At 37.1% G+C, this 21,357-nt stretch carries 20 protein-coding genes and 1 pseudogene; 15 read left to right on the forward strand and 6 right to left on the reverse strand.

Annotated elements, in window-relative coordinates; translation table 11 throughout:
- Positions 1-7: 7 nt before the first annotated feature.
- Complete coding sequence (locus R3F25_04830; GenBank protein MEZ5496138.1) at positions 8-652, reverse strand: glutaminyl-peptide cyclotransferase; 645 nt, start codon at positions 650-652, stop codon at positions 8-10.
- Between the two features lie 219 nt (positions 653-871).
- Here R3F25_04830 and R3F25_04835 point away from each other — a divergent pair, with 219 nt between their 5' ends.
- The gene (locus tag R3F25_04835) at positions 872-2,188 is read left to right on the forward strand and encodes a hypothetical protein (GenBank protein ID MEZ5496139.1); all 1,317 of its coding nucleotides are present in this window, start codon (positions 872-874) and stop codon (positions 2,186-2,188) included.
- Here R3F25_04835 and fdhF read toward each other — a convergent pair.
- The 3 genes from fdhF to ppsA form a co-directional block, all read right to left on the reverse strand.
- Entirely contained in the window at positions 2,177-4,900 is a 2,724-nt protein-coding gene (gene fdhF, locus R3F25_04840) for a formate dehydrogenase subunit alpha (protein MEZ5496140.1), read from the reverse strand. The genes R3F25_04835 and fdhF overlap by 12 nt on opposite strands.
- Positions 4,901-5,057: 157 nt before the next feature.
- On the reverse strand, positions 5,058-5,501 hold the full coding sequence (locus R3F25_04845) for a CZB domain-containing protein (protein MEZ5496141.1): 444 nt from the start codon (positions 5,499-5,501) through the stop codon (positions 5,058-5,060).
- 81 nt (positions 5,502-5,582) lie between these two features.
- Entirely contained in the window at positions 5,583-7,940 is a 2,358-nt protein-coding gene (ppsA, locus tag R3F25_04850) for a phosphoenolpyruvate synthase (GenBank protein ID MEZ5496142.1), read from the reverse strand.
- Positions 7,941-8,017: 77 nt separating this feature from the next.
- On the opposite strand from ppsA, the gene R3F25_04855 reads away from it, so the two are divergent.
- The 13 genes from R3F25_04855 (at position 8,018) to R3F25_04915 (ending at position 15,919) form a co-directional block, all read left to right on the forward strand.
- Positions 8,018-8,830, forward strand: coding sequence for a pyruvate, water dikinase regulatory protein (locus tag R3F25_04855; GenBank protein ID MEZ5496143.1), 813 nt, complete (start codon positions 8,018-8,020; stop codon positions 8,828-8,830).
- Between the two features lie 89 nt (positions 8,831-8,919).
- Positions 8,920-9,285: a DUF1249 domain-containing protein gene (locus R3F25_04860; GenBank protein MEZ5496144.1), complete on the forward strand. Its 366-nt coding sequence runs from the start codon at positions 8,920-8,922 to the stop codon at positions 9,283-9,285.
- A 119-nt stretch (positions 9,286-9,404) separates the two neighbouring features.
- Entirely contained in the window at positions 9,405-10,010 is a 606-nt protein-coding gene (locus R3F25_04865) for a peroxiredoxin C (GenBank protein MEZ5496145.1), read from the forward strand.
- 150 nt (positions 10,011-10,160) lie between these two features.
- Positions 10,161-10,679, forward strand: coding sequence for an FxLYD domain-containing protein (locus R3F25_04870; protein ID MEZ5496146.1), 519 nt, complete (start codon positions 10,161-10,163; stop codon positions 10,677-10,679).
- A gap of 58 nt (positions 10,680-10,737) precedes the next feature.
- Positions 10,738-11,085, forward strand: coding sequence for a hypothetical protein (locus R3F25_04875; protein ID MEZ5496147.1), 348 nt, complete (start codon positions 10,738-10,740; stop codon positions 11,083-11,085).
- 35 nt (positions 11,086-11,120) lie between these two features.
- Positions 11,121-11,627, forward strand: a complete 507-nt coding sequence (locus R3F25_04880; protein MEZ5496148.1) for a hypothetical protein — start codon at positions 11,121-11,123, stop codon at positions 11,625-11,627.
- A 21-nt stretch (positions 11,628-11,648) separates the two neighbouring features.
- Positions 11,649-11,792: a hypothetical protein gene (locus tag R3F25_04885; protein ID MEZ5496149.1), complete on the forward strand. Its 144-nt coding sequence runs from the start codon at positions 11,649-11,651 to the stop codon at positions 11,790-11,792.
- A gap of 308 nt (positions 11,793-12,100) precedes the next feature.
- Positions 12,101-12,823: a hypothetical protein gene (locus tag R3F25_04890; protein MEZ5496150.1), complete on the forward strand. Its 723-nt coding sequence runs from the start codon at positions 12,101-12,103 to the stop codon at positions 12,821-12,823.
- Between the two features lie 856 nt (positions 12,824-13,679).
- Complete coding sequence (locus R3F25_04895) at positions 13,680-14,030, forward strand: hypothetical protein (GenBank protein MEZ5496151.1); 351 nt, start codon at positions 13,680-13,682, stop codon at positions 14,028-14,030.
- Positions 14,014-14,400 (forward strand): DUF4288 domain-containing protein, encoded by a 387-nt coding sequence (locus R3F25_04900; protein ID MEZ5496152.1) that lies wholly within the window; start codon positions 14,014-14,016, stop codon positions 14,398-14,400. The genes R3F25_04895 and R3F25_04900 overlap by 17 nt, the downstream gene beginning before the upstream one ends.
- Positions 14,401-14,404: 4 nt before the next feature.
- On the forward strand, positions 14,405-14,944 hold the full coding sequence (locus tag R3F25_04905) for a hypothetical protein (protein ID MEZ5496153.1): 540 nt from the start codon (positions 14,405-14,407) through the stop codon (positions 14,942-14,944).
- Between the two features lie 30 nt (positions 14,945-14,974).
- On the forward strand, positions 14,975-15,307 hold the full coding sequence (locus R3F25_04910) for a hypothetical protein (protein MEZ5496154.1): 333 nt from the start codon (positions 14,975-14,977) through the stop codon (positions 15,305-15,307).
- Positions 15,308-15,433: 126 nt separating this feature from the next.
- Positions 15,434-15,919 (forward strand): hypothetical protein, encoded by a 486-nt coding sequence (locus R3F25_04915; protein MEZ5496155.1) that lies wholly within the window; start codon positions 15,434-15,436, stop codon positions 15,917-15,919.
- Positions 15,920-16,322: 403 nt separating this feature from the next.
- Here R3F25_04915 and queF read toward each other — a convergent pair whose 3' ends face one another.
- Positions 16,323-16,679, reverse strand: coding sequence for a preQ(1) synthase (gene queF, locus R3F25_04920; GenBank protein MEZ5496156.1), 357 nt, complete (start codon positions 16,677-16,679; stop codon positions 16,323-16,325).
- 65 nt (positions 16,680-16,744) lie between these two features.
- On the opposite strand from queF, the gene smc reads away from it, so the two are divergent.
- Positions 16,745-20,242 (forward strand): chromosome segregation protein SMC, encoded by a 3,498-nt coding sequence (smc, locus tag R3F25_04925; GenBank protein MEZ5496157.1) that lies wholly within the window; start codon positions 16,745-16,747, stop codon positions 20,240-20,242.
- Positions 20,243-20,272: 30 nt separating this feature from the next.
- Here smc and R3F25_04930 read toward each other — a convergent pair.
- A pseudogene (locus tag R3F25_04930) lies at positions 20,273-21,147 on the reverse strand (IS982 family transposase).
- Between the last annotated feature and the right edge of the window lie 210 nt (positions 21,148-21,357).

Genomic DNA, 21,357 nt, shown 5'->3' on the forward strand with positions numbered 1-21,357 from the left:
TTTAAACTTACATTTCAAATATCAATGGCCAGTTTTTACCGGTAATCCATGTTTTACCGGTCTGGATGTCGTGAGCAATTCCGTTAAGAACGCCGGGTTTTTCGATATTTTTTTCTTTTAATAAATTGGGTAGCGAGAATCTTTGTGTAACAGAACCTGTTTCAGGGTCAATGACAACAATATAATCGGTTTGAAAAACATTTGCCCAAATCTTTCCGTCTATCCATTCCAGTTCGTTCAGTGAATAAACCGGAGTATTGCCAAGTTTAACTTCTATTCCTTTGACGGATTTAAAAGTTTCCGGATTGATAAATTGAAGAATATTTGAGCCATTGGACATGATTAAATATTCGCCATCGGTGGTTAAGCCCCAGCCCTGACCAAAATACTTATGAGATTTAATTATTTTCAGTGTCTCTTTGTCAATTTCAAATGCGGCTTGAGATTTCCAAGTCAGCATGAATAATTTACCATTAAGTTCGGTTAACCCTTCAACAAAATATTTATCATTTATCTTAGTTTCATTAATAACCTCTCCGCTTTGCAAATTCCAGTTAATAACCCGAGATTGTCCGTAACCGCCACAAGACTCCCAAACAATATTATTTTGAACAATTAGACCCTGAGTAAAACAAGTGCTATCATGATTCAAAGACTTTCTCTCGATTTTATTTTGAGCATATATGTGAGTACTCAAAAGAAATAGTAGAGAAGATAAATAGATTTTTTTATGAATGGAGATAATCATATCAATATTTTAAATAAAAACAGGTTAATTGTAATTCATGCTTTTTGAAGTTTATATGAATAGCTTGTCCTATTATAGATTTTAATGTCGTTTATAATGACAAATCATAAACATAAAACTGCTATGAATAATAACACTAAACTTTTAATTGTATTGATTTTGTTTTTCACTACTTCAATTCAAGCTCAACCCCAAACAATCTGGCACGACCTAACCAATAACACTCAGTTGGTACTGACTCCAAATGGCCAATTTAGTTTTACAAGTTCTATGGGTGTGTTGCAGGGGACTTATTCTATGCAAAATAATCTGTTGATGATGCAGGACACTTCAGGCAATTATTATCAGTATTCAGTTCAAACTTATACTGACAATGTGTTGGTGTTGATGGATCAGTATGAAATAGTTTATAGCTACACAAGTAACTCAAATCAAACTGCAAACACAACGTCTTTAAATAGTCATTCCAATAATTATCCCTGGAATAATCCTGCATTCAGTATTGTCTTGAGCCAAAATTCGGGTTTGCAACTTCAGGAAAGAGATTTGCGAATTTATGTGGAGCTTTTACAGTTATTGATAGGGCAAAAAGTTAATGAGTCTGATGTTGATGCGATGAGAGTTGATTTTGTGAACGAATTTAATGCCAATCCACAAAACTCTTATCAAGAAGTCAGACAAGTTGAAACTGCAATGACTCAGGTTTTTTCATTAAACAATATTGAAGCTGTGGCAATGGTTCGTGAACAATTAACCGCTGAGTTTCATAAATTGATTCAGCAAAAACCGGAAATGAACAATTATCACTTTGTGAAAACACTGAATCGCTATGTTCAGGTATTGAATATTGATTACAACACCAATTTGAGTTTAAGCAATCAGGATGTGGAGGCTTATATCAACTACTTACAGTTTCAGGCGATGCTGACAGGTCAAGATTATCAATTAAGTCAACAAGACAGAATGACATTGCAGGTAAAATTGACCAGTGAATTCAACTCATATTCGGCACAACAAAAACAAACTTTGGCTTTTGCCAGCTTTATCTGGAATATTGTGGTAACTCAATGGGCATCTCTGAATGCAGTGCAACAACAGCAATATGTGGTTCAAATTCAATCGCAAATGTATGGTCAAAATTACAGCAATGTGAATTCACAAACCACCCAGAATTATTGGAATCAGGTCAATCAGTACAATTCTAACAACAGCGGATATGATATTGCATCGGTTGAAAACCGTTACCGTCAGGAAGCGGCAGCAAAAGGAATGTCTCTCAGTCAGTATTTGGATTATAAACAAAGGGATATGGCTGTGAACAACCAGATTTTCACCTCTATCCAGAATTCCATGACAGAAAATCACGCCACCATGCTTAATGTGATAAACAATATGGGTGGCAGCGATGACTACTACTATGTTGACTACTCAGGATATTGATTGTGCCAATTGCTTATGTTTTCCTTTGGATTTACGAAAATCAACAGCAACCACTTTATATTCAGGACATTTGGCATCGGCATCATGTTCATCTGAGGTGATATTGTTCACCATAATTTCCGGGAAATGAAAAGTCGTGCTCAAAATTCCCGGCTTAACTTCATCACTAATTTGAGCTTTAATATCTATTTTCCCACGAGCAGAAGAAACACAGACCAAATCACCATCATTAATTGATTTGGTTTGTGCATCTTTAGGATTGATAAGGATTACATCCTCAGTCAGTAATTCTACATTTTTGGTTCTGCGTGTCATGGCTCCGCAATTGTAATGTTGCAATTTACGATTGGTGGTGAGAATGTAGGGAAATTCTTTTTGGTGTTGAATGATTTCATTGCTTTCATGAAAATCGTGAAATTCAAAATGCCCTAAACCTCGTTTGAATTCAGTTTCATGAATTAAAGGACTTTGCTTACCTGATGAATCAACCGGCCATTGCATTCCGTTTTTACCAAGTTTATCCCACGAAATTCCGGCAAAGAAAGGCACAATTTTTGAAATTTCATCCAATATCCAATCGGGATGATAATCTTCCTGCTTCATTCCCATACGATTCATGATGTCGATAATGATTTGCCCATCGGGTTTCGTTCCTGCCAATGGTTGAACCGCTTGATGAACCGCCTGAACCCGTCTTTCGCCGTTGGTGAATGTACCGTTCTTTTCGAGAAATGAACTCGCCGGAAGAACAACATCCGCCAATTTGCAGGTTTCGGTCATGAATAGTTCCTGAACAATCAATAAGTCCAAATTTTTCAATGCCTTGATGACTTTTTGAGAATTGGGATCGGTTTGAACCACATCTTCGCCAATAATCCACATGGATTTTAATTTGCCCAAAATAGCGGCATCAAACATTTCAGGAATTTTATAACCGCTCTCAATGGGTGTTTGCACGCCATAATGTTGAGAATAAACTTGCTGAATATCAGCATCATACGCTGATAAATATCCGGCTCCCTGATGAGGTTGAGCACCCATATCGGCTGCTCCTTGCACGTTGTTTTGTCCACGCAGTGGATTAACACCAACTCCTTTTCGACCGATATTGCCAGTGATCATTGCCAGTTCTGCAATTTGCATCACTGCTTTTGTACCTTGCGAATGTTCGGTGACACCCAAACCGTGAAAACTCATAGCATTCGCAGCAGAAGCATAGGCAATCGCGGCTTTTTGAACCAGGTTTTTGTCAACCCCGCAAATTTTTTCCAGCTCCTCAATATCCAGTTGCATGACCGAATCTTTAAACTCTTTAAATCCTTCGGTGCGGGTTTCTACAAAGTTCTGATTGACTAAATCGTTTTTAATGATGTAATAAAACATCATATTCAAAACAGCAACATTCGTTCCCGGTCTTGGTGCGAGATGATAGGTTGCGTATGAAGCCAGTTCGGTCTTTCTGGGATCAATCACAATCGTTGTGCCTGATTTCATCGCAAATTGTTTGAGTTTGGCACCTGTCACTGGATGAGATTCTGTTGGATTGGCTCCTATGACTAAAATACAATCGGTGTGTTTGATATCTTCAATAGAGTTGGTCGCTGCGCCTGTTCCAAATGTGTTTTGCATTCCAAGCGCAGTGGGAGAATGGCAAACTCTGGCACAGCAATCAATGTTGTTGTTACCAACTACAGTTCGCATGAACTTTTGCATTAGGTAGTTTTCTTCATTGGTGCAACGAGCGGAACTGATTCCGGCAATGCTGTTTTTACCAAATTCTGAAATCAAATTTGTGAGTTTTTCTTGAATGAAATCATAAGCCTCATCCCATGAGCATTCAATCAACTCATTGTCTTTACGAATCATCGGAGATTGCAATCTCTCGGGATGATTATAAAAACCGAAAGCATAACGTCCTTTGAGGCAGGTGTGTCCTTGATTGACTTCTGCATCGGTTGATGCCTGGATGCCAAGAATTTGGTTATCCTTTGTAGCTACTTCCAAATTGCAACCAACACCGCAATAGGTGCAGATAGTTCGTGTTTTTTCAGTCGATTGAACTGATTTTGACATAAAAACATCGGATATTGCCGAGGTTGGGCAAGCTTGAGCACAAGCACCACAACTCACGCAATCGGAGTCCATAAATGACACATCATCGCTTTTAATAATGCGATTATCAAAACCACGACCGGACATATTCAGGACAAATTGTCCCTGAATTTCATCACAGGCACGAACGCAGCGATAACAATTGATGCATTTGGACAAATCTGAAGTCATGTAAGGATGCGATAAATCTTTTTGAAAATGCCGGTGATTATCACCTTGTGGATAACGGACTTCGGTGATGCCAACACTGGCTGCAACGGATTGCAATTCGCAATTATTATTCACTTCACAGGTTAGGCATTCCAACGGATGATCGGTGAGAACCAACTCGATAATATTCTTTCTCAGTTTATTGATATTCGCGCTATGGGTATAAATGTACATACCTTCGCTAACCGGCGTGTGACACGATGCCATAGTTTTTCGAGTTCCATCTTTGGAAAGAGCAACTTCCACACTACAAACACGACAAGAACCAAAGGATTCCAATTGAGGAAGGTCGCATAATGTTGGAACTTGGATAAGATTTCGTTTGGCAAACTGTAAAACAGTTTCACCATCAATAATTTGGCAAGATTTATCATTCAGATAAGCAATCATAACTTTGGAATAATCACAAACTTGTTATCATTGTAATCTTTTTTGAACTTCTAATCTGCAATTTTTAGAAATAATCTTAGATTTGCTTGGTGGGATTGGCAGATAATTTACAGGAATTTTGAAGGGAAGGGCAAAAGTGGGACTGGTGTTAAAGAGGTTAAGCTAGTTTTTGAATTTCATCATCAGCCATGTTTTTTAATTTTGACTCCAAAACATCAAGTTTTTCAACGATTGTTTTCGATACTAAATCAAGTTGTTTGAATTTTCTTTTGGCTTCTAATTTATTTTGTTCATCAACTTTTGAAGCCTTTCCAACCAATTTGCTAAATAAAGAGTGTTTTTTCTCATTAAACAAAAGAGCAAAAATTTGCATGTAAAGTGTGTGAAGTTGTGAGTGTGGATCCTCGATCTCTTTAAACTCTCTCAAACCGGATAAGGCCTGACCATCACCATAATACCAAGAACCAAATTCACAGTCGGTATAATTGATTGGAACTTGGTCTTTTTCAATAGGGATACCCTCAATTAAAGCTGAAGCATAGCTAACCCAGCGTTTGTGGGACTGCTTCGCTTTTCTTAGTTTTTGAATAATTTCTTGCAACTTATATCTCCATAGATTTAAAAGTCGCAATCATATATTCATTCACCATGAAAAAATGTGATGATGGTTTATGTTTAACAATTATTTACTTTTTGCTAAGGATAACCAGGTTTCAACAACGGTATCCGGGTTTAACGACACACTTTCAATACCATGTTCCATCAACCATTGTGCCAAATCCGGATGGTCCGACGGTCCTTGACCACAGATTCCAATATATTTGCCACGTTTGCGGCAGGTTGTAATCGCCATTGCCAAAAGTTTCTTGACTGCTTCATTGCGTTCATCGAACAAGTCGGCAACCAATCCAGAATCTCTGTCCAAACCGAGAGTAAGTTGGGTTAAATCATTCGAGCCTATCGAGAAGCCGTCAAAAATATCCAGAAATTCATCAGCAAGAAGAGCATTTGACGGTAACTCACACATCATGATGATTTTTAAACCATTTTCGCCTTGGGTGAGACCGAACTTACTCATGATTTCGATGACTTTTTTACCTTCTTCCAAAGTTCTCACGAATGGAACCATCGCCCAAATATTGGTTAATCCCATTTCATCACGAATGTATTTCAGAGCTTTACATTCCAATTCAAAACAAGGTTGGAATGACGGGTCGATATAACGGGAAGCTCCTCTAAAACCAATCATCGGATTTTCTTCGTGTGGTTCGTATTGTTTACCGCCAATCAAATTTGCATATTCGTTGGATTTAAAATCAGACAAGCGCACAATCACTGTTTCCGGTGCAAATGCCGCTCCTAAAGTTGCAATGCCTTCCGCTAGTCGTTTGATGTAATACTCAACCGGTGAGCCGTAGGCTTTTATCATCGGGTCAACAATCTTTTTAATGTCAGCGGATTGGTTTTCGTAATTCAGCAAGACTTTGGGATGAATTCCAATCATGCGATTAATGATGAATTCCAATCGAGCCAGTCCAATTCCTTTGTGTGGTAAAGAAGCAAAATCAAATGCGCGATCGGGATTTCCGACATTCATCATAATTTTTAACGGTGCTTCGGGCATATTGTCCAGATTGGTTGTTGAGATGTTGTATTCGATAATTTCATCATAAACAAAACCGGTGTCACCTTCAGCACAGGAGACCGTCACTTCGCTACCATTGGCAATGGATGAGGTGGCATTTCCACAACCAACAATCGCCGGAATTCCCAACTCACGGGCAATAATCGCTGCGTGGCAAGTTCTTCCACCACGATTGGTGACAATCGCTGAGGCTCTTTTCATGATTGGTTCCCAATCCGGATCGGTCATATCGGTGACCAAAACATCACCTGATTTGACTTCATCAATTTGACTGATGCAGTTAATCACTTTCGCAATTCCCGAGCCAATTTTCTGTCCGATACTGCGACCTTCGCAAATCACATTGCCTTGGCGGGAAATGTTATATCTTTCAATGGTTTGAGAATGTTTCTCCTGACTTTTTACGGTTTCAGGACGTGCCTGAACAATATAGAGTTTGCCGGTAATTCCATCTTTTGCCCATTCAATATCCATTGGTCGTTTGTAATGGTTTTCGATGGTAACCGCTTGTTTTGCCAATTCAGCAATTTCATCATCGTTGATGGAAAATACCAAACTACGGTCTTTTTCAACATTTTGAGTAATGACTCCGGTTTCTCCATAAACCATTTCAATGTGTTTAGTGCCTAAATTCCGACGCAAAATGGACGGTTTGTTGTTTTTAATGTTGGGTTTGTAAACATAAAATTCATCTGGATTAACAGCTCCTTGCACCACCATTTCACCTAAACCGTAGGATGAAGTGATGAAAACCACATCTTCAAAACCCGATTCGGTATCAATTGAAAACATCACGCCGCTGGCAGCTTTATCACTGCGAACCATTTGCTGAATTCCGGCAGAAAGATACACATCATGATGATCAAAACCTTGATGCACACGATAAGAAATGGCACGGTCGTTATAAAGTGATGCGAAAACTTCATGAACTTTTTTCAAAACATCATCAATGCCTTTGACATTCAGAAAGGTTTCCTGCTGACCTGCAAAAGAGGCGTCGGGTAAATCTTCAGCTGTTGCAGAGGAGCGAACGGCGACAGAAGCCTCAGCACCGATTTCTTTTTCAAGATTTTCATAAGCGCTGCGAATATCTTGCTCCAGTTTTGGTTGGAAAGGAGTTTCCAAAACCCAAGTTCTGATTTCATGGCCGGCTTGTGCCAATGCTTTTACATCATCTACATCTAGTTGTTGCAATCGCTGATTGATTTTATCATCCAGACCGGTTTGTGCCAGAAAATCAATAAACGCCTGAGATGTTGTGGCAAATCCACCCGGAACACTCACACCTAATTCAGATAAATGTGTTATCATCTCGCCCAATGAAGCATTTTTGCCACCGACTTTGGCGAGGTCATTCATTCCCAGTTGGTTTAGTTTTAAGATGTATTCTGACATGAGCTCAATCTGCAAAGGTTTGAAAAACGGCATTTTAACATTATGTAACCTGATATCAGGCGGAATTAGAATATTTTATGAAAAAATGTACAATCTTTTATGTCTCTGACGGCACAGCAATTACAGCTGAAACTGTCGGTAATTCGTTGGTTTCACAATTCGATGATGTTGAATTCACCAAAATTCGCATTCCTTTTGTCGATACGGTGGAAAAAGCCCAGGCTGCGGCCCAAAAAATTAAAGATGCTTATGTCGATTGTCAACCGTTGGTGATTAACACGGTTGTTGATATTGAATTACGCAGAATTATTCATTCCGGTGGCGGACTTAAACTCGACCCTTTCAATCGTTTGCTGAGAACGATTGAGGACACTCTGGGAATCAAACGCTCACCGGTAGTAGGGAAGGCCCATGGAGTTGTTGATTCCGAATCCTATAACCGCAGAATTGATGCAACCAACTTTGCTTTGGTTCACGATGATGGAATCAGCACATCTTACGATGAAGCAGATATTATTTTGCTCGGTGTCAGCCGATCAGGAAAAACCCCGACTTGTTTGTATCTGGCTTTGCAATATGGTGTCAAAGCAGCCAATTATCCACTAACTGAGGAAGATTTAGATAAGATGAAAATCCCGGATAGTGTTTTAAAACATCGCGACAAAGTCTATGGCTTGACTATTGACCCTTATCGATTGTCACAAATTCGTTCCGAAAGACGAGCAGGAACCCGATATTCCAATTTACGTCAGTGTCAGAGAGAAGTCAGCGATGCTGAAGCCTTATTTTTAAGAAATGGCGTTGATTTTCTCAGTACCACCGATACCTCCATTGAAGAAATTTCAGGAAAAGTATTGCTTGCTCTCAACATCCATAATAGACTGCACTAATGATAACCAACTCGGTCAAGAACAAAATACGAAAGTCGGAAATTGTTAATCCAAAGTGTTTAACACTCCGTCACGAAAATAATTTTGTGATGTTGCAACTGCTTTTACCCTGCCGTTTTAAAATGGGTGAGAAATACATAAGTATGGTAAATAACAGACCTAAACTGGTGATGAAAATCATCAATTGTTACAAATACACCACGGAAATCATTATGAATTATGAATTTGATTCTCAAAGTAGCGAAGAGATCAATATCAAAATTTATCATGATGCTCAACTTGCTGAAATTGTTTATTGCACGGACGTGCAAAAATTTATCCGTTTGCTGGGACCAAAAGTTTGTCCGCAAATTCATAAAAAGACCCGAACCACTCTCAACACATTTCTGCAAAAGTGGCTTAATTTCTTGCTTGCGAAAGGATATTCCAGTCATTCATGGCAGTTGATTTCGTAAAATCAGAATAATACGATATAAATTATCTAATGGATAAATCATCTCTGATTAGTTAAAATAGGATTTTTATTTTTTTAAATCAATGAGAGTCATGCTCTCCTAACACAAGAGGAAAAAACATGAGTGTATTAGTAGGAAAAAAAGCTCCTAATCTTAAAGGTGCAGCCGTTTTAGGAACCGGTGAAATTGTTGACGATTACAATTTCAAAAAAGCAACCAAAGACAAAATTAAAGTGGTTTTTTTCTATCCATTAGACTTCACTTTCGTATGTCCATCAGAATTGATTGCATTTGATCACAGATTACATGAATTTGAAAAACGCGGTGTAGAAGTGGTTGGTGTTTCCATTGACTCGCAATTCACTCACAACGCCTGGAGAAATACTCCAATCAACAAAGGTGGAATCGGTCCAGTAAAATACACATTATTTGCAGATGTAACGCACCAGGCGTGTAAAGCCTATGATGTGGAAACTCCTGACGGAGCCGTTGCCTTCCGCGGGTCATTTTTGATAGATCAGGACAATGTGGTTCGTCACCAAGTTGTTAATGACTTGCCATTAGGACGTAATATTGATGAAATGCTGAGAATGGTTGATGCATTGAAATTCAATCAGGAACATGGTGAAGTATGCCCGGCAGGCTGGAAAGACGGTGACAAAGGAATGAATGCATCTCCTGACGGAGTTGCTGATTACCTCGCTCACGAAGCAGATAAGCTATAATTGAATAAAACCATTCAATTTAACCTCAAAACCCGGTACTTCACCGGGTTTTTTTATGGTTCAAATTTTGTCATTGGTTTTTCGAAACTATTTTCTTGCTAAATGTTAGGAATGTTTCTATGATGAAACTTTACAATTTGTCCGATGATTATGGAAACAATAAAGAAAGGCTTTTTGCTCGGGGTTGGCCTGTTAATCCCATTATTAATAGTTGAATATTTATCTGCTGAATACTCATTTCACAAAATGAACCAAATGACTGCTGACTCACTTGAAGCATTCAAGAAGGAATTTGATAGCGATGAAGATTTGTATGATGAAATTGAATTAGGTGCTGAAGAAGACCATTCAAATTTTGAGTATGAGTTTAACAAGTCCTATGTGAAAGATATCGAAATTCTGGGCTATAATTCAATAATGCAAAAAAACCAGTTGCTCATCCGAGGTCAGATTAAAAATAATGCGGAAAAAGAAATTTCAAGCATAGAAATTGAAGCAGAACTGTTTGATGAAGCAGGAAATTTTGTATTTGAATGCACTGAATACTTATCTGAAAGCATAGTCACAAACGCAGTTGAAAACTTTCTTATCAAATGCGGATGCAGCGAAAACAGCGTTCCTGAATACAACAAAATTGAAGTCAGTATTGCCAGAGCTTCGGCTTATTGATTTTTGATAGAATTTCATTGCTTTAATCAATTTGAGAAATTTAAAAAGAGTTAACTATATGAAAGTAATATTCCTCTTTGGAACTTCCATACTATTAGTAACTCTTTCCTATCTATTTATGAAGTTTGGATTGAAACTCAATCCAAACTACCAACTTATTGTCTATTGGGGAATATTACCCATAATCTACGCAATTTTTGCAAGGAAATTTATTCTCAAAAATGAGAAAGTGCAGCATGGGTGGTTGCCATTTACAGCTATACAGTTTGCTTTTATGTTCCTAATTAATGTCAAACTGCCAAATATTCTTGTTCATGGAGTACCTTTTCTGTTTGTCGTACCATTTATTGTAGGGGCGGTTTTTATTAATTATTTTCTAAAACCGAAACCAAATCAACAAGATTGAACAGTAAAATTTGTCGTATTGACGGAGAGAATAAAATGATAAATCTGAAGAATAAATTTGTATATATGATGATATTGTTGGTTATTATTCCAAAAGCATATTGTGAATTTGACGAGTATAAAAGCGGAGAGAATGAAAATAATGCTATTGAAATATCTGTAGAACATTTCTTTCTTTTGAACCAAAGTGATTTCTATGCTGCAATAAAGTTTGGTAAAAGAATTAATAATGGAGAAGGTGGTTATGAATACACATGCTATTGGAAAGATAAATCGATAGAAAAATGGAATGAAGACAACACGCATGTCACATTAGGGCGTGTGTATGAAGATTACGATAGAGTTCAAGTATCTGATGATGTATACAGAATAACGAATAACAGAGGTCAGACCTTTATCCATTGCAACAATATCAGCGTGGAATGGTCGTTTGAAAAGTGGGTATATCTTGTCAATCCAAGGGGTAAAGTGAATATCTCTTTAACCAATGAAAAAGAATTAGAAAATATTGATTTTTTTAGTCCCCTTTTAGATTGGAAGTGAGCAAATTATTGCATTGAAGACATGACCATTTATTTCAAACCCGAAGCTCAAAGAATATCTTCTGTTGAACAAATCAAAATTCTTGAAATCAAAGATGGGTATATGAAACTGAAGTTCGAAAATGGTGATGAAGTTGAATACTATAATCCGGAATCTGTAGATTAATTTAGTTATGTGCTTGAATCTAAGGTCTTTTTATTTTCTTTTAATATTTGTTTCTGTGTTGTTAGGGTGTAGTAACATAACAAATAATAAACAAACGAAAAATTGTTTTTCAATGGAAAAGTCGGAAGCTATAGCTTTCTCTGTAATAAAAAATAAGAAAGGAAATCAAGTCGAGTTTGAGCTAAGCAGGATTGATAATTTAGTGAATGAATATCAAATTTCATATACAGGAGTAAATGAGTTTAATAGACCTGGATTTTTTTGGACTGTTAGTGTTGATAAATTAACCTGTAAGACTAGGTTTTATCATGGCAAATAAACAAAATGATTCTAGATATCTTCAATTGATTAAAATAATAATAGTTTCTTTATTGAGTATTTACATTACATTTGGATGTGCTTCTAAAAACATTAAAACGGCTAGTAAAGGAGCTTGTGAAGTTGAAAAACAAGCCCGATTACAATTTCCATTGGTTATTCATGAAAACTTGGGTGATTTAGTTGAGTTTCATGAATATGGGATGGTCGATTACTTAGATGAATATATGTTCCTTTTTGAAGGAATTAATAATTATAAGCATGAAGACTTTCATTGGGCAGTCAGAGTAAATAAAGAAACTTGTGAAGCATCGTTTCTGCCAAACAAACATGTTAAAGGCCACTTGAAAGATATCTTTATCTATCCAGATTCGGTTAGAAATGTAATTGAGAATACACCAAGCAATATTAATCAAGCTAAAGCCAATTCTGAAAAAACACAGAAAACAAATAAAACACATTTTTACCGGAATGAAATAGAGTCTTTAGCTAAAGAGATTTTCAGAACAGAAACTGGAAAGACAAAGGAGGTTGATGCCTTTTGTTTCAAAGACAGACGAATAAACGAACCACATGCAACCTGGATTTGTTCTATCACCGAACAGGGAGAGACGACTCCTGATGGCAAATATCGACCACTGCCAATTGACACGGGGAATTGGTTGTTATTATTTGATTTTATTAAAGGAACTTATGAGTTGAGGTCACTGTAAATGAATCCTAAAACATTCCAAAAAATTAATCGATTCTTAATCATGGTACTTATACATTTCTACAGTTCAGCGATTCTGTTTATATATTCCTATGAAAAAACTGGGTTCGGCGAATTCAGCAGATTTATGGGGAAAATATTATTTCTTCCGTACATAGATGAAATTGACACTTCAAATTTATATTTGTTGTTTGTTCTGAATTCCTTTTTGTGGTGTTTGATCCTGGTAGGATTGGTGAAACTTTTGAAGTTGGCAATATCAGGGAGAAACATTGAAATAGATTACACAAATCACTGATATGATATTGAGTTTTTTTCGAATTTGGGTTTAGGAGGAATTTATGGAAATAATCAAGAATAGATTTTATTTCTTATTAATCTGGCTGCCATTCGCGATTATTATTTATTTTTTTGAAGTAAATAATTATAAGTGGCTTGAGGTGATTTTCAGCATCATTTTATATTTGATTTTGTGTTACAGGCTTCATATATTGAGGTTTAACAAATGGCTTTTATCGCTATATATATCTATTTTTTTAGTTTCTGTACTGTCATTTCTCATCGGGAAATTCACTGACTTTAAAGATATTTCTTTAAGTACAAGTTCTATTGCTATGAATATTACATTAGTGCTTTTTATCATTGCAGTAATGTTATATATGTTTGTTTTGACCTTATACTCGATTTTAAAGGAATACAAAGATCAAAAATAGAGTTTTATTTTTGGAGATTTGACACTTATTAAAATAGGGAAACAATTGATGACATGCACATGTTATTAGAACCTTGTGCAGAGTTTACACATTTAAGAATAAAGTCTGGGAAGAAAACCATAGAAAACAGCTCGAGTAAAAAACATGAGAAATTTCAAAATTAACAAACCCTATTTTCGATTTACATTTATAGATGAGAATTATGAACTTCCTGAAATTCTGACTTATGTATATTTAGGGCAGAATCTGGATAGTGGTGATGAAAGGTTATGGTATTTTCAGGATGTTCAATCTTATGCAAATGGAGTTATATATCAAGGAAATAATGAACTGTTAAACAGAGATAAGAAAACTGATATCCTTCCCGAATTATTGGTATTAGAAGAAAAGCAGTTGAATACATTTTGTGCAATAGATGAGCTGATAACCAAATTGTCAAATTTCAAATTAGGTATCAAGCTCGATCAATGGGGTAAATATGATAATAAAAAATGACAAAAACATTTCTCCGGTTGGGTGGTATATCGGTAGTTATTTAATCCGGTTCATTGAGTTGGATGAAGAGGGTAATGATGACTTGGAAAAACGCTTTTTATCATGGGAAAACACTGTGATTGTGAAGGCTGAATCCATGGGTGAGGCATTTGCTAAAATTGAAACACTGGCAAAAGAAAATGAAGAACCTTACCTTGGCGGTCCAGAAGGAGTTCCTGTTCAATGGGTTTATGAAGGAATCACTGAATTATTGCCAATATACGAAGAACTCACTGATGGATCAGAAGTGATGTGGGGAGAACACCATCCCAGAAAGCTCAAAAGACTTCGGTCAATGGCTCATCGTTCGGTTGATTTTTTCAAGCAATGAAGATATGAACTTACAAAAATACAAATTTATAAACTGGGTATTACTTCTGTTTGTTGTGATTTTAACATCAGGTTGCTTTAAATGGACTCGATATGCCGGTGATGGAACTTTTGTCGACAATGGACTCTTGTCATACGCAAATAGATATATGGTTGAGCTTGGAGAAATAGATATTTCCAGGGTTGGCATAAATAACTACACATTAAAAGGCCTGCCTCGTGCAACACTTATTGTCTATTTGCAAATTACCGAGGACAAACAAAATTCCTGGGGAGAAAAAAAGAATTATCCTGCAATTGTCAGGGTAAAATTACAAAACAGTAAAGGGCAATATCTGATTCAGGAAGAATCCAGTCTGAATCAGTGGACAAGAAGCTATAGTGCTCTTGACAACTTTTCTCATTTATACATCAGAGGAGACTCAGACAGTTCTGGTAGTTATTTTGACTCTGAAAAGAAAGATGTTTATAAACTTTCAGTGGAAATTTTATCCTCATCATTTAACAGACCGACATCCGTTCTGCTTGTTGGGTGGACGAGGTGAATTGCTCTGATGTCTTCGATTAGAGAAAAAATGAATACTCTGAACCTGATTAATGAATTTAAAAAAACTTTCCCAATGGAAAATCCACCATCTATTTTATCGGACTCCATTCAGCTTGATAAGTATGAAAGGAGGGAACTGGATTTACTTGCAGGGAAAACATGGATAGAGATTGACTGTGAATTTCTGCAAGTAAGCTATGATATTATTTTTCATCTGAGTCCTGATGCTTTTCATTACTATTTGCCTGGCATTTGTTGTGCCGGATTGAGAGAGGACAATAAAGATCTGCTTGTTTTTCATTCAATTATTACTATGCTGGACAGATCTCCGGTTCCTGAATATTGGGATGATTTTTTTTAAAAAGGTGGTTATTGTTCACAACTCAGCAAATTTCAGTATTAAAAAACTGGCTTTTATGGCTTTCGGAAAGTAATATTTATGACGAAATATCAATTAATCGTTCGATAGAGACTTTGACTTTAATAAATGAAACTGATGCAAGCAATTAAATTAAAAACACATTCTGACTTCTGTTTTAACGATTGTCCTATTCATGGTTTATTTTTTGAACATGAAAATTATGCTACTAATATGCTGATTGAGATTGATATTGTTAGATCATATGATGATGAAAATCTACCAATAACTCCGTCGGTCTTAAGGTTTACGGACATTTCAAATCTGGAAATAGACTTAAACAGAGGCTCAGAAGGTAAAGATTATGGGATGCTGAGTCCAATTTATATTGATAGCTTATTTATTCAGGAAATCAAAAACAAGAGACCTCAATACACCATAGACCTCGTTAATGATGGGAAAATAATATGTTCTGCTAAGGCGGCAGAATTATTTTATCCCGATGATTTTATTGTGTCTCAAGATGGAAATGAATATTTATATTCCCATGAACGGAATGAGATAATGAAAAAAGTTAGAAATATTGCATTCACTGGTAAAATGGATTCAGTATGATAGCAACCAGCATTGTTCTAAATCAGAAGAAACCGTATTATCTGATAACAATTTTTTAAATACTGAGGTAAGAAGTCTTTGGAAAAGGTATTAAATATTCTATTGCTTGTAATCTCATATTTGATAACGGTTTATCTGGTCTTTCAAATGGAAATTTCAATATTTATCGTGTGGATAATAAGTCCTGTTATTTTAGCAACAATATTCAGAATAAAGTATCCATATTATTCATCTTCATCACTCATTGTATTTTTGCTTTTTACAACTTTCTATATATTCGACCAAAATCCACACTCTACAGCGGCTCTAATTTTTGTTTTCTTGCCAATTTACTCATTAGTCTTTGGTTTGTTGATAGAGTATTTAAACAAGTTGTTCAATACACCATCTGACTAATCAGAGTTTACTTCTTGAAGTGCTCCACTTCAACATCGGTATAAATTCCGCCTCGAACCATAAATTCAATGCGTACTTTCATCCAGCGAGGATTGGTGGCTTTGACTAAATCATCAAGGATTTCATTGGTGACGGCTTCGTGGAAAGCTCCGACATCACGGAATGACCATACATATAGTTTTAAAGATTTCAATTCAACACAAAGTTCATCAGGTGTGTAGTCCAGATAAATGGTGGCGAAATCCGGTTGTCCGGTTTTTGGGCAAAGACATGTGAATTCAGGGATTCGGATAGAAATTTTGTAGTCTCTGCCTTTTTGTGGGTTAACAAATGTTTCTAATTCTTTGCTTGGTGATGTACTCATGGCATAATGTACCGTTTTTAAAAAACGTGCACCTTAAACAATTAACAAAGGAATAGCAAGCCTCTATGCGATTATCGAAGATAAAATTAGCGGGATTCAAGTCATTCGTTGACTCTACTGAATTTCTAATGCCATCCAATCTGATTGGTGTGGTCGGGCCGAACGGATGCGGCAAGTCAAATATCATTGATGCCGTGCGCTGGGTGATGGGTGAAACCTCGGCGAAAATGCTGCGTGGCGGTTCGATGACCGATGTGATTTTTAGCGGTTCCAGCTCGCGTAAACCGGTCGGTTCGGCTTCGGTGGAGTTGATTTTTGATAATTCCGATGGCTCTGTTAAAGGGGAATATGCCCAATACAATGAAATTTCCGTCAAACGCATCATGTCAATGGATGGGCAATCCAAATATTTTCTGAATAAAGCGAAATGCCGTAAAAAAGACATTACCGATTTATTTTTGGGAACCGGTCTGGGACCACGAAGTTATGCCATTATCGAACAAGGTATGATTTCCCGAGTAGTGGAATCAAAACCGGAAGAGTTGAGAAATTACATCGAAGAAGCAGCCGGAATTTCAAAATATAGGGAACGTCGTCGTGAAACTGAAAGACGAATTCATCACACCAGAGAAAATCTGGAACGCCTGGATGATTTGCGGGCAGAGGTTGGAAAACACATCAATCATTTGCAAAGACAGGCAAAAAATGCGGAAAAATATAAGGTGCTTAAAGAACAGTTTCGTGTGGTTGAAGCTGAATTACTCAGTTTAAACTGGCAGCAATGGCACAGCAAAACTGAAAAAAGCAACAAAACAGTGACTGAATTTGAAATTGCTCTGGAAGAAATCAAAAGCGGTCTCACCGGCAATGAAAAGCAAATTGATAAACAACGGATTCAGCAACATTTATTGCAGGATAAAAATAATGAAGTTCAGGAACAACTTTATGGAATCAATACTGAAATCGGTAAAATTGAACAATTTATCAGTCACTCCAAGTCTTTATCAGAACGTTTGAAAAAAGAGCTGGAAGAAACTGAAGAGTCCATTCGTCTAACGGCCAAACAACTGGAAAATGATGAAAAGGATATTATCTCCACCAAAAAGCAAATTGAAGAAGTCGCACCTCAGGTTGAAGAATCGGAGAATATGCTCGCCGAGAAGCAACGAATATTCTCCGAACTGGAAGATGAGTTACTGCAATGGCAAACTTCTTGGAATGATTTAGTTTCCAAAATTGCTGAAAAAAACCGAATCGTCGAAGTAGAACAAACCAAAATTGCCAGTCTTGACCAGCAACTCATTCGCCAGGCGGAACGGTTACAAGTTTTACAAAAAGAAAGTTCGACAGCGGTGGCAAAACCATTGGAGCAGGAACTGGAAGTGCTCAAGCACAAACAGCACGAACTCAATCTTTTGCATGAGCAAAAAGTTGAAGAGTTGGAAAACACCAAAAATTCTCAGGAAGAAAAACGTCAACAGTCACGCTTACACAGAGACAAACTCAATGAATTGCATATGCAATTACATCAAGTCAAAGGACGCAGAGGTTCATTATTGGCTTTGCAACAAGCTGCCATGGCAGAAGATAACCAGGAAGTTCAGGACTGGTATCAAAAACATCAATTGCAAACGGCAAAAAAACTGTCTCAGCTACTTACTGTTGAAAACGGTTGGGAACAAGCAGTTGAAACGGCATTGGGTGAGAAACTTCAATCCTTGGTTTCCGATGATGAAAGCCAACTTGAATTTTTGATTAAAGACTGGAATTATGGCGAGTTGACTGTTGTTAAAAGTTTTCATGATGATAATTCGGTTGTAGCCGGGACTTTGGCAGAAATGGTCAAAGGTCCTGAAGTGGTTTACGAATGGTTTAACCAAATATTCTTAACTGAAAACCTTTCCAGCGCCCTGGAAAACAGAAATAAACTGGTTAACGGACAATGTTTTATCACCAAAGAAGGCTTGATGATTGGTAAAAACTGGGTTCGTACCACTCAGGGAGATACACAAGGCGGATTTCTGCTCAGACAGAAACAATTAAAAGAAATTGAGAAAGAAATCAGCCAGTTAGAGCAAACAGTTGACGCAACCACAAAAACCTCCGAGAAGCTTCGAGATGAAATCACTCAGCTTGAAGCCAAGAAAGAACAATTACAACTCGATGTCAATATGAGCCATCGTCGTCTTTCCGAACTGAATGCCACAGTTTCATCGAAGAAGCATAAAATTGAACAAATTCAGTTACGAAATGTTCAAATCAACACCGAAACCGAACAACTTCAACTGCAAATTGAAATTGATGAAACCAGCGTTAAAAAAGCCAGAGCGACTTTGGAAGAGGCCATCGCTATTGCAGATGAACTAAAATCTCAAAAACAACAGCAAGAAAGGCAACAGCATGATTTGGTTTTGAAAAAGGAGCAAGCCAAGAAGTCAATGTCGGATGCTTCGAGTTTTCATTATCAGCAAAAACTGTTATTGCAAACTCTGGAAGGCAAAATCACCACTTACAACAACGCCATTCAACGTCTGCAACAACAATATCAGAAATTGCAAAATCGTGAGCAGGAGCTTTTAAAGCAAATTTCAAACGATAGTTCTCCTTTGGAAAGTAAGCAAAAAGAACTGGAAGAACTCATCGAAAAAAGGCTCAAAACAGAAAAACAAAGAGACGAACTCAGACAGCAGACTCAAACCTCTCAAGCAGAGCTTGATGTTCTGGAAAGACAACGAAATGACCATAATGCCGGTATTGAACATGCTCGGTCAAAACTGGAAAATTCACGCCTGGAACAACAAAGCAACAAACTGCGTGCAGACAGTTTTGAGCAGCAAGTTAAAGAAAAAGGTTTTGAGGTTAAAGAAATCCTTGAAAAACTGGATGAAAGTCACAACGCTGATTACAAGCAAAACGAAATGGAGCGTTTGGATCGCAGTATTGAACGTCTGAAACCGGTTAATCTGGCAGCAATTTCCGAATACGAAGAGGAAAGCAAGCGCAAAGAATATCTCGACAAACAAAACGATGACTTAACAGAAGCATTGGAAACTCTGGAAAAAGCCATTCGCAAAATTGATAAAGAAACCAGAACCTTGTTTAAAGACACTTTTGAAGCGATTAATTCCAATATCAAAACTTTATTTCCAAAACTATTTGGTGGCGGACATTGTTATCTCGAACTCACCAGTGATGATTTGCTGACCACAGGAATATCCATCATGGCGCGACCTCCGGGTAAACGAATTTCCAATATTCAACTTCTTTCCGGAGGTGAAAAAGCTCTGACTGCTGTTGCGATGGTTTTCGCTATATTCAATCTGAATCCGGCTCCGTTTTGTATGCTGGATGAGGTTGATGCTCCTCTGGATGATGCCAACGTCGGACGTTTTTCGCAAATGGTTAAAGAAATGTCGGATAAAGTCCAGTTTTTGTTCGTCACACACAACAAAGTCACCATGGAAATCGCCAACCAACTCAATGGTGTTACTATGCGTGAACCGGGAGTTTCAAGACTTGTGAGTGTGGACTTGTCAGAAGCTGAGAAGATGATAAGTGATTGATAAAATATAGTCTTTATACCCGTGGTGCATTTAGGCAATTTTAATTTTTAAATTGTTAATATTACGATTTTCGGAGTGGTTGATAAATTGAATTACAGTTAAAGCCGTTAACTTTGAAAGTATTCTGGATTTGAACCCATCAAATGTTTTTGCATAATTTCTGCGAATCATAAATTGGTCGCAAAGCTGAGAAAACAAAGTCTCAATTCGTTTCCTGGTTCTTGAAAGTATCCAATGCATCTTTCTGAAGTTAAACTGATTTTTACGCATAGGAACCTCCAGCCTAATTTCCCTCGTTTCAAATAAATCAAGTTGAATGCTATGACTCAGGTAACCTTTATCACCAATTAAATAACAACTTTTAAGCTGTTCTTTAACATCATTCAGATAATGGATGTCGTGGACATTAGCCGGTGTCAAATCAAAACTTTTGAAAACACCGGCAGAAGAGCATACTGAATGAAGTTTGTATCCATAGAAGCTCATTTTTTGAGATGCACAATACCCATGATTGGGTGATGAGTTCATATCCTCTTTGCAGATTGTTGACCTAGCGGCACGGCTCATTTTGCAGACCTCCAAGGGCATACTGTCGATGACAAAGTGCTTGTCATCGCCAATCATTGCCTCTGCCATTTTCTTCCTAACTTGTTCAATATAAAGGAATAATCCACGCTTTCTTCTGTTATATACGGTTCTTTCAATTTTATCCAGAAGGTACTGAGGCAGTTTGTTAAACAAGTCTCTTTCGAGTCAATTCCCAGGTATTCTGATGTAATATTGATTGCAATTAACTCAATATCGCTTAGTTTTGGAGTTCTAATTTGATTTAAAAAGTTCTTTTGGGGTTCTACTTGGTGCAATGTATTTAATATTTTGGTATAACTAGATTCTAAGTTACTCATTTTGTAGTGTATTTTGGATGTTGAGAATCCTAAATATACACGGCTTTTGCTAATGAGTAACTTACTTTTTTAGCTTTTTGCTAAATGCACCACGGGTAGTCTTTATTGAATTGGGTAGTGGACTTAAGTCCAACAAAGAATATGGAAAATAAGGTTGGCTAAAGCCAACTACCCACAACTTTTCTCTAATTCCAAACTAATTAACACAAA

Source organism: Gammaproteobacteria bacterium (assembly GCA_041395445.1).
Classification (GTDB): Bacteria; Pseudomonadota; Gammaproteobacteria; order Xanthomonadales; family Marinicellaceae; genus NORP309.